This is a genomic window from Bartonella sp. bp_1 (assembly GCF_055808085.1).
The window spans coordinates 1,369,102-1,381,515 of sequence record NZ_CM147851.1; the positions used below are offsets into that span (position 1 = coordinate 1,369,102).

Genomic DNA, 12,414 nt, shown 5'->3' on the forward strand with positions numbered 1-12,414 from the left:
AGAAATGTGGCATGCAGGCATTTATTTAAAAATGCTCTGTCCTTGTTCATCAATAATCTGTCGTCCTTTGAGATAAATCATCTCAACAGCCGATTCAAAAGAAGAAAACCTATCTGCACGAATAAACCGATATTCTTGCAGTTCACCATCAATCATTTTTATAATAACACCGCAGCTCTGAAATTGGCCTTCAGATTTGAATGGTGTCGGGCGGATGACAAACCCCTGATACTCGATCTCTTCACCAGCAAAATTTTCAGGCTCAGCCTGCTTATTGTGATTGCCACCAAAAAGCTTTTTCAAAAACGACATGTCATCCCTTATATAATAATATTATGAATCAAGGAACGAACGCAGCTTGCGTGAACGACTCGGGTGTTTGAGTTTGCGCAATGCCTTGGCTTCAATTTGACGGATACGTTCGCGTGTCACAGAAAACTGCTGTCCGACCTCTTCCAGCGTATGGTCGGTATTCATTCCAATACCAAAACGCATACGCAAAACACGCTCTTCACGCGGCGTAAGCGATGCTAGTACACGGGTCGTCGTATCACGCAAATTGGCCTGGATGGCTGCATCAATCGGCAACAGTGCATTTTTATCTTCGATAAAATCACCCAAATGTGAATCTTCTTCATCACCCACGGGTGTTTCAAGTGAAATCGGCTCCTTGGCAATTTTCAAGACTTTACGGACTTTTTCCAGCGGCATAGCCAGCTTTTCAGACAGCTCTTCCGGCGTTGGTTCACGTCCAATTTCATGCAGCATCTGGCGTGATGTGCGCACAATCTTATTGATCGTTTCAATCATATGAACTGGAATACGGATTGTACGGGCCTGATCAGCAATCGAACGGGTAATAGCCTGACGAATCCACCATGTCGCATAGGTCGAAAATTTATAACCACGGCGATATTCAAACTTATCAACCGCCTTCATCAAACCGATATTGCCTTCCTGAATGAGATCAAGGAATTGCAAACCACGATTGGTATATTTTTTAGCAATCGAAATCACCAGACGTAGATTGGCCTCAACCATTTCCTTTTTGGCAATGGTGGCTTCACGTTCGCCTTTTTGTACCTGATTGACGATGCGACGGAATTCGCCAATTGTAATCGCTGTCTCCTGTGCCAAATTCTGGATTTCGCTGCGCAATTCGCCAATAGCCTTGGCCTCGCGCGTTGAAAACTCCTTCCAGCCTTTGCCCGGTAGGGTTGCTATATAATTAATCCAATCCGCATCCAGCTCTCGCCCCTGATATTCCTGCAAAAACTCCTCATGACGAACGCCATAGGAATCGGCGAGACGCTTCAATTTGCCCTCGTTTTGCACCAAACGCTTGTTGATATCATAGAGTTGTTCAACAAGAGATTCGATACGATTCTGGTTCAGCGACAAGGATTTGACCGCATTGATCAGCTGATCTTTCAATTCCTTGTATTTTTTCTTCTGAGCCGGAGAGAGTGCACCATCATCATGGGTTGCCAGACTGCTTTCAACCTGCTGATCCTGCAACTTGCGCAAATTCATATAAGTGCTAGCAATAAAGTCGAGTGTTTCCATGACCTGAGGACGTAGTTCTGCTTCCATTGCAGCCAAAGACAAGTTAGCCTCGTCTTCGTCATCCTCGTCTTCTTCGACCTGTCCTTCACCGCCGACATTGGTAATATCGTCATCGTCCGAGCGCGAAGCCCGACGAGGCGCTTCTTCCTTAGGTTTGATCTCTTCTACGCGTTCAATAGCCGGTGCCTGCTTGGCTTCCGGTCCTGCATAGGTCGTTTCAAGATCAATAATTTCACGCAGCAGAATGCGTTGTTCATTCAATTCTTCACGCCAGATAATCAAAGCCTGAAATGTCAACGGGCTTTCACACAAACCGGCGATCATGGTTTCACGGCCAGCTTCTATACGCTTGGCAATAGCAATTTCACCTTCGCGCGATAAAAGCTCTACAGCCCCCATTTCGCGCAAATACATTCGCACGGGATCATCCGTGCGGTCTGTCGGCTCACGCTTGGTAGTTGTGGCAACAGCGGTTGTCCCGGCTTCAACAAGTTCGCCGCCGACTTCTTCCTCACCTTCGGCTTCGACTTCTTCATCATCCTCGACAACATTGATGCCCATATCCGAAAACATGGACATAGTGTCTTCAATCTGTTCAGATGTCACTTCTTCAGACGGTAAGACCGCATTGATCTCGTCCATCGTCACATAGCCGCGTTTCTTGGCAAGCTTGATGAGTTTCTTTACGGCATCATCCGAAAGGTCAAGAAGGGGACCGTCGGCGTTAGGCTCGCGCTCGGTATCCTCATTTTCATTTTTCTTGCTCTTAACAGCCATTCTATCTCAACTCCAGACAACTGATATGGAAACATACACATTCCCGACAGCTGCGTTATAACAACCTACATCCTTAAAACCGGATGTGTTTAATCCACCAAAGCGAATCATCCGTCAAGCTTTCGTCGCTGATTCGCGTTAAAAAAGCGAATCATTTTGCTGATTCGCCTATATGATTCGCCTATTTCTTACGCCCCATCTTCATTCCACGTACCAAAACCTTCAATCAAAGCCTGCGTATCATCCGTATCGGAAAGCTCCCGTTTCAGCGCTTGCAGACTGGCAAATGTGGCTTCATCGGGAGATTCCAGAAGCTTGTCTTCGATAATCATCAAACGTTTATTTAGGTTATGTGCGCGAAGATGCAAGTGTACCGCCTGATTAAGAGCTGCCTTTGCATCCTCGAAAGGCGCGGTTGTAAAAGCACAACGCATACCCGCTTTCTTAATTATTCCATCCATCTGGGCCAGAATATCGCCTTCCCCCTTTTTCAATAAGAGATCACGCATGGCAGCAGCATCATCCGGCTGCCAGACCGCCAACACATCAAGAGCTGTGCGATGAAGCTGTTTCAAACCGAGGTGGTCAAATTCCAACGCTGCCAGGCGCTCAAAATCTTCATCCCATAAGGTAGGATGATTGATGAGAGTAAGTAAAATAGCCGCCTCCCGTAAAGGTAGAACCGTTTTCGAGGTACGGATAAGGGGCGAATTGGCAAGACTATTCAATACCGATGGATCGCTAACAATGCCCCCGTCACGCTTCTGATTACCACGCCTTTTCCATTCATTTTTAAACGGTGTCTGAAAGAACTGGCGCAATTTTTCGCGCATATCACGTTGATAATAACCACGTAATGTATCGTCCTTGATCGCATAAATCGTCTGGAACAGAACTTTTTCTAACCCCGCACGCTGTTCCGGCGTATCGAATATTTTACCCGCAGTCTCCCGCAACCATAACATTTCTGCCAAAGGTTTTGCCTCTTCAATACGCTTGACAAAAGCTTCACGCCCTTCTTCACGCACCAGATCATCAGGATCTTTACCACTGGGCAAAAGCGTAAAACGGAGCGACACTTCACTGCGTAAAAGCGGTAAAACACGATCAAGCGCCCGATAGGCAGCCTTCAAACCGGCTTCGTCTCCGTCAAAACACAAGACCGGATGAGGCGAACAACGCCACAACAGATTGATCTGTTCTTCGGTCAAGGCCGTTCCCAACGGAGCAACAGCCTGATGGATACCCGCCTGATCAAGGGCAATCACATCCATATAACCTTCCACCACAATCATCGGTTGGGCCGGGCGCCCTTGTTGCGGCTGGCAAGCACGACGGGCATTGGCACCGTTATAAAGCAAAAGCCCCTTATGGAATAAATCTGTTTCAGGCGAATTGAGATATTTGGCACGGGCATTATGGGCAAGCGCACGTCCACCAAACCCAATCACACGCTCACGCATATCAAGGATAGGAAACATCACACGGTTGCGAAACCGATCATAGGGCACCGCAATATCATCACCGGTCACCAGCAGACCGGACGCATTCAACAAATCAGCCGAAATATTTTTCGATACCAGATATTCTTTCAAAGCATTAGAACTGTCTGGCGCATAACCAAGCCTGAATTTTTTGATTGTCTGTGCCGAAAGACCGCGTGTGGACAAATATTGCCGTGCCTGACTACCCGCATTGTTTTCATAGTTATGTGTGAAAAATTGTGCCGCCAGTTCCATCACCTGATAAAGATCAGTCTTCTGCTTTTCTTTTTCAATCGATTGCACATCACGCGCCGGCATGGCAACACCAGCTTCTGATGCCAGCCTTTCCACCGTCTCAGGAAAACTCAAACCGTCAAGTTCGCTGACAAAGCGGAAAATATCACCGCTAACCCCGCAGCCGAAACAATGATAACGCCCTTTGGGATCCTCGCAATGAAAACTCGGGGTCTTCTCACCATGGAAAGGGCAACAGCCCCAAAAATCACCGCGTGAAGGATTACTCTTTTTCTTATCAAAAGTCACACGTTTGCCAACCACCGTTGAGATGGGCAGACGGGCGCGAATTTCATCAAGAAAATCTGGGCCGAAACGCATAAAATAACCAAATCCTGAAAAAGAGCTTGCCTCTACTTAAGCATTTTAATGCCATATGCCAACAGGCGAATATAAGCAAATTTGTTCCTCTGCGCCCATAACATACAATACAACAACAGAGATGGTAACATGATTATGATGAAAATACTTTCATAACACATTGACTACTCTGGACAAAGATCACCCTCCCCCTATAGTCTAATAAAAAGGCATAATGCAATCAACAAAGGAGGAGCTCCAGTGGCTGGATTGCTGGTTCTTCTTCATCTTGCGGGCAGCGTAGCACTGCTTTTATGGGCAACACGCATGATCCGTACCGGCGTTGAACGCGCATATGGTGATCGCCTGAAGCGTAAATTACGCAATGTCATGAAAAATCCGCTATTTGCTGTCGGCTTTGGTTTGTTCATGGCCGTCGTACTACAAAGCTCCACAGCGGTCACTCTTCTGGTCGGCTCTTTTGTAGGCTCGGGTTTTGTCTCCGGCATAGCCGGCCTGATGGCCGTACGCGGCGGCGAACTAGGTTCGGCGCTGGTTGTCAAGATCCTGTCCTACAATCTGACAGCGCTTGTACCGCTATGCATCCTTATCGGTACATTCATTTTTATGACCACGCAGCGACGCGATTGGCGCCAAATCGGGCGTATCATTGTCGGCATTGGCCTACTAATCCTATCACTGGAAATGACTGGAGAAGCGACCGCCCCCTTACGCGATAGTGCAATTCTACCTAATATCATCGCCTATCTTTCCACGGATCCGCTTTCATCCTTCCTGCTCGCGGCTATCCTCACCTATCTTTTCCATTCTTCTATTGCCGGCATCATTTTGCTCGTAAGTTTTGCTTCACATGGCCTCATCCATGCCGAGCTGTGCGTTATTATGGTATTAGGTGTCAATCTGGGTTCTTCCGTGATCGCACCGCTGCTTACCCGCAATAGCGATGCAGAAACGCGCATCGTCCCTATGGGCAATCTGTTGATGCGCGGTGCCGGTTCCCTCATCATGCTCGCCCTGTTTTTGATATGCAAACCGCCTGTATCCCTGCTTGGTTCCGATCCTGTCAGCCAAGTTGTCAACGCCCATATTGTTTTCAATATCATTATCCTACTTGCCGGAATTCCGCTTTCATCAATCGTCTTGAAGTTTACCGATAAAATCGTACGCTTAAAAAAGACCATACCTGAATCCGCAGAAACACTCGATGTCATGGCACAAAGCGCACTGGATGACGCCGTCATCAAACAACCTGCACTGGCACTCGCCAATACAATGCGGGAAGTCGTCCGTATATGCGATCTGGTCGATATGATGCTGGAAAAGATTATGAAGCTCTATGAGCAGCCGGATAAAAACATCATTAACGAGCTCTACATGCTAGATGATGTACTGGATAAAAAACATGCTGCAGTCAAACTTTATCTGGCACGGTTGGCTGCCAACAAGCTCAGTGACGAAGAAGCCCTACACACACAAGAACTCCTCGGCGCCTGTATTAAGCTCGATCAGACCGGCGATATTATCACTCATAATATGCTGGCGCAGGTAAAGAAAAAAGCGCAGTCAAACCTTGAGTTCACCGAAACCGGCTGGCAGGAGCTTTCTCACTTTCATTCTATCGTTCTGGCCAATGCGCATATGGCCTTCAACGTGCTTGTCTCACGCGATACACGTACCGCACAAATTCTCGTTCAAGAAAAAGATAATCTGCGTGAACTTGAAAAAGAAAGCAGTTTACGTCACTTCCAGCGGCTGCGTGAAGGCGATGAAAAAAGCATCGAGTCCTCCAGCCTTCACCTTGATACGATACGCGATCTTAAACAGATCAATTCCCTGCTGACATCGATTGTTTATCCGATATTGGAAGAACAGGGCCTATTGAAAAAATCACGCCTCAAAACCTAAACCATTCATTATTTGCAGCATTGGCCTTGCTTATAAACCACGGTACCCTATGTCTGTATTCAATAACAATTTGAAGGAGACTTACAAATGGGTACAGCAGGTGTAGGCTGGATTGCAGCCATTATTATTGGAGGATTGGCTGGTTGGCTTGCCCAGAACTTTATGAAAAGCAATACCGGTATGATTCTCAATATCATTCTCGGCATTGTAGGCGCTTCATTGGCAAGCTTTATTTTGGGCTTTTTTGGCGTTAGCTTTGCCGGCTGGTTCGGTTATCTCATCGCCGGTTTTATTGGTGCATGCCTATTGATCACCATTGGTCGCGCCATCCGATAAAACACCCCAGCGAATAAATATCGGGACCCGACCTGCAAGGTCAAAAATTATCCCATTCCTCTTCCATCATAAGAGTATAGTATTTTTTGACCTGAATTTTCTAGCATACAACCCATCGCAAAAGTCTCCAACTTTAGCGGGAGTGCTTTATACCCCTTTAACGCGCTGCCTTATCGCAAAAGTCTCCAACTTTAGCGGGAGCGCTTATTGAAGACGGGAACGGATTGCCCCACTGGCCTTTGAAAAATCCATGGAACCGGTATAACGCTCTTTCAAATAAGCCATCACTTTGCCCATATCACGCAAGCTTTCAGCTGCAGTCTCGGCAATAGCCTTATCAATAGCTTCAGCCACTTCATGCTCATCAAGCTGCCGAGGCAGAAACTCACGAATAATAGCAATCTCTGCACGCTCTGCTTCAGCCAGTTCATGACGTCCGCCTTCTTCATAAATCTTGGCAGATTCTTCGCGTTGCTTAATCATACGTGCCATAATGGCCTGTAGCTCACTGTCATCAACTGCTGCCTTACCTTCACCCCGATTGGCAATATCACGATCTTTCAAAGCCGCATTGATCAATCTCAATGTCGACAAACGGGTCTTGTCCTGATTTTTCATTGCGCTTTTAAGCGCCTCATTGATCGTTTCACGCAACATGATATTTCATCCGATAGTTAAAGCTATGAAACGCTTCTCTACGCAATCGCGTCACGGCTTGCAATAAGCGCCTATGAATTTATCTGCATAAGCGGCAAAAAGAACATGTCGGCCCTTTACCTCCTCGTATAACGGCGTTATATATCAAAACTTAGCTGAACATAGAGCACTTTTGCAGGATTAGAGGCAAGCCGCTAATCCCCGATAGTCATGCCGCAAGAAATTATATCCGGTCTAGACAAGCCTGATATGGATCTGCAGCACACTAAAACCGAGAGATGAAAACAATGACCAACGCTACGCCCAAGACACCATCATGGACTACAACCAAACCAACTGCCGTATTGGTGCTGGCCGATGGTACAGTCGTTGAAGGCATGGGGCTAGGTGCAACAGGTGCCATCGAAGCCGAAGTATGTTTTAACACAGCGCTCACCGGCTATGAAGAAATTCTGACCGACCCGTCCTATAGCGGACAGATTGTTACCTTTACCTTTCCCCATATCGGTAATGTCGGCACCAACGAAGAAGATATTGAAGACCTCAGCCCTGCCAACCGTCATGGGGCTGTAGGCGCAATTTTCAAAGCTGACATCACCCATCCTTCCAACTATCGTTCGGCCCAAGGGCTGGATCAATGGTTAAAAACACGTGGCATTATTGCCCTTTGTGGCATCGATACACGGGCCTTAACCGCACTCATCCGTGAAAAAGGTGCGCCCAATGCCGTCATCGCCCATGATCAACAGGGAAAATTCGATATTGATGCTTTAAAAGAACGGGCCCAAAAATGGTCCGGTCTTGTTGGTCTTGATTTGGCGAAAGACGTTACATCCGGCCAATCCGCCATATGGAGTGAGACACCATGGGTATGGAATGAAGGCTATAGTCACGAAAAAGAAAATGCGTTCCATATTGTCGCCGTTGATTATGGCATCAAGCGCAATATTCTACGTCTGCTTGCCGGCCTTGGAGCCAAGGTTACAATTGTTCCCGCAAAAACAGCAGCTGAAGATATTCTATCCATGAATCCGGATGGTATTTTTCTTTCCAACGGCCCCGGTGATCCGGCAGCAACCGGTGAATATGCTGTTCCCGCCATTCAAAAGCTCGTAGAAAGTGGCATTCCGCTTTTTGGCATCTGTCTGGGGCATCAGATGTTGGCGCTTGCTACCGGTGCCAAGACCGTCAAAATGCATCAAGGCCATCATGGTGCCAATCATCCGGTCAAGGATAACACAACCGGCAAGGTTGAAATTGTCTCGATGAATCACGGCTTTGCTGTCGACACAGCTAGTCTTCCAGCAGGCGTTGAAGAAACCCATATCTCGTTATTTGATGGCTCCAATTGCGGCATCCAGTTAACAGGTAAACCAGTCTTTTCCGTGCAACATCACCCTGAAGCTTCTCCCGGCCCACAAGACAGCCATTATCTCTTCCAGCGTTTTAAAGATTTGATCATCGCCCATAAAAAAGCAGCATGAATAGCAGGCTCTATAGGAACACTTTTTTGATCCTATAGAGCCTTTTGTATATATTGCTGCATAATTGTTGGGTCAAAACTCATCGTTGTAAACCGGATACGGCCATTCAAATCAGCAAATCTCTGAGCAATTGTATTTTGCAACAGGCCTGATGCCTTAACACCAACAACCATTACTTTCTTATTACGAAAAATATGATTATCAATTGGAGTCAGATTTAAAACACCCATATCAATCATTTCACCTGTATTGATGTGGATGAAATTGCTACCCAAAAGAGGTCTTGGATCTTGCTGTATTTCATTTTTCAGAAATGTTGAAAGACGGGTTTCACCAACAATCGCTTTATAGCCGTCCTTCATTTCACAACGTACTTCAGTAAGAATATAATCCCCCAGCGCAATAGAATTAAATGCACCTTTAATATCATTATAAGACAGATTTTTAGCTGCGCTTTCAATAGTAAGCGGATGAAATATATTCAACGGCTTTTTCATATCATTGGACATACCCACAAAAACATAATTTGTTTTTGTTACAGCCAACGTTTCAACATGGTCCTTATCAATCACACCCTCTTGGATTTTTCGCAGTTTGATCGTGCCATAATCACAAAGGGCTTTATCAAGCGTCACACGAAAAGCAAGCGCGGCACCTGCCTTTGACGTCAAAATCGAAGGTTCAAAAGATTGGTTCCTGATGTCATATTTTTTGTCGCTATTACAAGCCACCAATATTATCGTTGCAATTGAATTGATCAATTTTTTAGATATAACATCAGCGCCTATCATCAATAATGAGGCTTGATATTTCACAGCGTTGAAATAAAAACAATCGAATTTATTTTATATGTAAAATATTTCTCTTGGAAAAGCAGATAAATTACAAAATCTCAAACGAATAATGTTTCTTTTACAAACTAAGATTTCGTCTGAACATCTTTAGGATCTTTGGGCGGCTCTACCAAATCGTCAACAACAACCATAACCGGATGAGGCTTAGGCGGGCGCACAAACAGCCCCATAACCATAAGAGCGGCAACAAGCGCAAAGAACGCAGCAACAAAAGGGGCGCCATAAAAAACATTAACCGCTTCACGACCGGCATAATGCTGGAATATGGTTGTATAAAAAATAGGCCCGATCATCGAAGTAATTGATGTGATGGATGTCAAAGCGCCTTGCAACTCGCCTTGCGCATTTTGTGGCACTTGAGCCGCAGCAATCGAACGCATCGGTGCATGCGCTAGATATTCAAGCATAGTGCAGGCAAACACCACATAGACCAGCCACCCCTGATAGGCCAGCGTATAGCCGATCATACCAATAACAGCAAAAATGAGTCCTGTTATTGAAATGCGCCAATCTGTCCAGCGCTTGGCAACATGAGGCAATACCACACCCATGATGATAATCTGCCCTAGACCAAACGTGCCATAAAGCACGCCGATCTGTAGCTCGCTCCATTGATAACGTTCCTTGAATACAAACGGACCTGCCGCCGGCCAGACTGCAATAGCCAGCCAATAAAGGAAGAAAGCTAGACAAACCCAGAGCACAGCGCGATATTGTTTAAGCTGCAGCAATGCACCAACCGGATTGGCACGCTTGATATCGAAACGGCGGCGTAAACGTTTATGCAGGGTTTCCGGCAGCATGAACCATGCGAAGATAAAATTGATGAAAGAAAGAGCGGCCGCGACATAAAAAGGAACACGTGGCCCAATTTCACCTAACAACCCGCCAATTAATGGGCCCAGCATAAATCCGGCTCCAAAAGCAATACCTATCAGACCAAAATTACGTGTGCGGTTCTTATCATCGGACAAGTCCGCCAGATAGGCTGAGCAAGTTGAAAAACTGGCCCCACTGATACCGGCAAGTATACGGCCGATAAAGAGGATCGAATAACTCCACGCAACAGCACAGATCAGATTGTCGAGAGCAAAAGTGATAATCGACACCAACAAGATAGGGCGACGGCCATAACGATCAGACAAATTGCCAATCAGAGGGGCAAACAGAAACTGCATGGCTGAATAAACAGTTAGTAATATACCGCCATCGACAGAAGCCCGGGCAATGTCATCCCCCGTCAGCTGGCTTAAATATTCAGGCATTATCGGCACAATAATGGCAATGCCAATAATATCGAGCAGCAAGGTGATAAAGACGAGGATTAGCCCGCGACGAGCAAACTTAGGATCAATGGCACGCATGGAAGAATCCTTATTGTACTATTCGGCTTTATCCGATTGTGAACGCCAAGAAAACAAGATTTCAACTTGAATAACAAAAAGATGTTCAATAAAGGATTTTATTGGATATAAGCTAAGGCGAATAGATATTAATGCAACATAATTTCGAAGTAAGAAATACGCCCAGCTCTAAAGGCCTTTTAAGGTTTGCTCCTATCTATCTATTCGTCTTCGGCCTACTCTGGCTTGGCGCCGGAGTTGGCTTATATATCTATACAAATTCTTTCATCCAAAAAGCAGCCAAAGCAGAAGGAACCGTCACCGAACTTATACGCGTAAAAAACGATAAAGGCGGCGCAACCTATGCACCGGTCATCATTTTTCATGACCAAACAAACCGCGAAATCGAATTTACAACCAATTCCAGCAGCAATCCTCCCTCCTACAGTGTAGGTGAACAAGTCAATATTCTCTATGATCCTACACGACCAGAGCAGGCACAGATCAATTCATTTATGGAACTGTGGGGGGGCGCTCTATTTTTTGGCGGCTTAGGCTTTATCATTGCCATGAGCGGTATTATTGCATTTTTCATCATGCGAAGTCGCAAGAACAAGCTGACCGAAACGCATCGACAAGATATCAAAAAAACAACAGTTATTCAGCGCCTTTAAAATCCTTCATACAATATTTCTAAAACGCTCATATTGACATATAAACACATGATCGGCATCCACATCGCTGCTCTGATAATTTCAAATCGGTCAACCTATTGTTCCAGCAGGCTCAATAGTCACCTTAAGAAACAACGTGCATCAATAAGACAAATAAATGAAATGGGTTATTCACAGCGCTAATATGGATATCTTTCTCCCAGTAGTTTAGGAATTTGCTCTAAAGCTTTGACTTACTCTGGAAGGAAACAGACGTGCAATCCTATAACCAAATTATAAAAGAAAACATAGGAAAACTGATAGATGTTGTTGAGGTTTTCCGTGAGGTAGACATCAAAATGGAGCTCAACCAAGTTTTGGTGTTCTTGGCTATCGCCCGAAACGAAGGGGCTGAGGCCATAGAAATTAGGGAGTCTACGGGTTTGCTAAAGCAAATTGTCTCCCGTAATATCCTCGCATTATCCCCCTTGAGTTACCGCAAAGACGCCCAAGGGAACCCATTACCGGGGCATGGCTTAATCATTCAAAAGCCGTCCCCACGGGACGCCCGTGCAAAAGAACTTTATCTGACCTTTGACGGACGACAGTTGGCCGACCGAATAACACGAATATTGATGGAGAAAAAAGGAGATGGCCCGTAAGTATGGACGCCGCTGGCAAGCGGATGTGCGGCTAAAAGACGGTACACGTCTTCCTTATTATACGCATGCTCTATCAGA

General features: G+C 45.8%; 11 protein-coding genes. 5 read left to right on the forward strand and 6 right to left on the reverse strand.

What is annotated here, in order from left to right:
• Positions 1 to 21: 21 nt before the first annotated feature.
• The 3 genes from ACYZ97_RS06840 to dnaG all read right to left on the reverse strand — a co-directional run bounded on the left by ACYZ97_RS06840 (position 22) and on the right by dnaG (position 4,442).
• Positions 22 to 312, reverse strand: a complete 291-nt coding sequence (locus ACYZ97_RS06840; protein WP_473297673.1) for an HlyU family transcriptional regulator — start codon at positions 310 to 312, stop codon at positions 22 to 24.
• Positions 313 to 333: 21 nt separating this feature from the next.
• Positions 334 to 2,343, reverse strand: coding sequence for an RNA polymerase sigma factor RpoD (gene rpoD, locus ACYZ97_RS06845; RefSeq protein ID WP_473297675.1), 2,010 nt, complete (start codon positions 2,341 to 2,343; stop codon positions 334 to 336).
• A gap of 188 nt (positions 2,344 to 2,531) precedes the next feature.
• Positions 2,532 to 4,442, reverse strand: coding sequence for a DNA primase (dnaG, locus tag ACYZ97_RS06850; protein WP_473297676.1), 1,911 nt, complete (start codon positions 4,440 to 4,442; stop codon positions 2,532 to 2,534).
• 240 nt (positions 4,443 to 4,682) lie between these two features.
• Between dnaG and ACYZ97_RS06855 the strand changes: the two genes are divergently transcribed.
• Both ACYZ97_RS06855 and ACYZ97_RS06860 read left to right on the forward strand, forming a co-directional pair.
• Entirely contained in the window at positions 4,683 to 6,347 is a 1,665-nt protein-coding gene (locus ACYZ97_RS06855; RefSeq protein WP_473297678.1) for a Na/Pi cotransporter family protein, read from the forward strand.
• 87 nt (positions 6,348 to 6,434) lie between these two features.
• Entirely contained in the window at positions 6,435 to 6,683 is a 249-nt protein-coding gene (locus ACYZ97_RS06860; protein ID WP_473297679.1) for a GlsB/YeaQ/YmgE family stress response membrane protein, read from the forward strand.
• A 204-nt stretch (positions 6,684 to 6,887) separates the two neighbouring features.
• On the opposite strand, the gene ACYZ97_RS06865 is transcribed toward ACYZ97_RS06860, so the two are convergent.
• Positions 6,888 to 7,340: a GatB/YqeY domain-containing protein gene (locus ACYZ97_RS06865; RefSeq protein WP_473297680.1), complete on the reverse strand. Its 453-nt coding sequence runs from the start codon at positions 7,338 to 7,340 to the stop codon at positions 6,888 to 6,890.
• Between the two features lie 287 nt (positions 7,341 to 7,627).
• Here ACYZ97_RS06865 and carA point away from each other — a divergent pair, with 287 nt between their 5' ends.
• The gene (gene carA / locus ACYZ97_RS06870) at positions 7,628 to 8,824 is read left to right on the forward strand and encodes a glutamine-hydrolyzing carbamoyl-phosphate synthase small subunit (RefSeq protein WP_473297682.1); all 1,197 of its coding nucleotides are present in this window, start codon (positions 7,628 to 7,630) and stop codon (positions 8,822 to 8,824) included.
• Between the two features lie 32 nt (positions 8,825 to 8,856).
• Here carA and ACYZ97_RS06875 read toward each other — a convergent pair whose 3' ends face one another.
• Positions 8,857 to 9,396, reverse strand: coding sequence for a hypothetical protein (locus ACYZ97_RS06875; protein ID WP_473297683.1), 540 nt, complete (start codon positions 9,394 to 9,396; stop codon positions 8,857 to 8,859).
• Between the two features lie 347 nt (positions 9,397 to 9,743).
• Positions 9,744 to 11,042, reverse strand: a complete 1,299-nt coding sequence (locus ACYZ97_RS06880) for an MFS transporter (RefSeq protein ID WP_473297684.1) — start codon at positions 11,040 to 11,042, stop codon at positions 9,744 to 9,746.
• Positions 11,043 to 11,173: 131 nt separating this feature from the next.
• Here ACYZ97_RS06880 and ACYZ97_RS06885 point away from each other — a divergent pair, with 131 nt between their 5' ends.
• Both ACYZ97_RS06885 and ACYZ97_RS06890 read left to right on the forward strand, forming a co-directional pair.
• The gene (locus ACYZ97_RS06885) at positions 11,174 to 11,695 is read left to right on the forward strand and encodes a DUF3592 domain-containing protein (RefSeq protein ID WP_473297686.1); all 522 of its coding nucleotides are present in this window, start codon (positions 11,174 to 11,176) and stop codon (positions 11,693 to 11,695) included.
• A 254-nt stretch (positions 11,696 to 11,949) separates the two neighbouring features.
• A complete protein-coding gene (locus ACYZ97_RS06890; RefSeq protein ID WP_473297688.1) occupies positions 11,950 to 12,336 on the forward strand; it encodes a hypothetical protein in 387 nt (128 codons plus the stop codon).
• Positions 12,337 to 12,414: the final 78 nt, after the last annotated feature.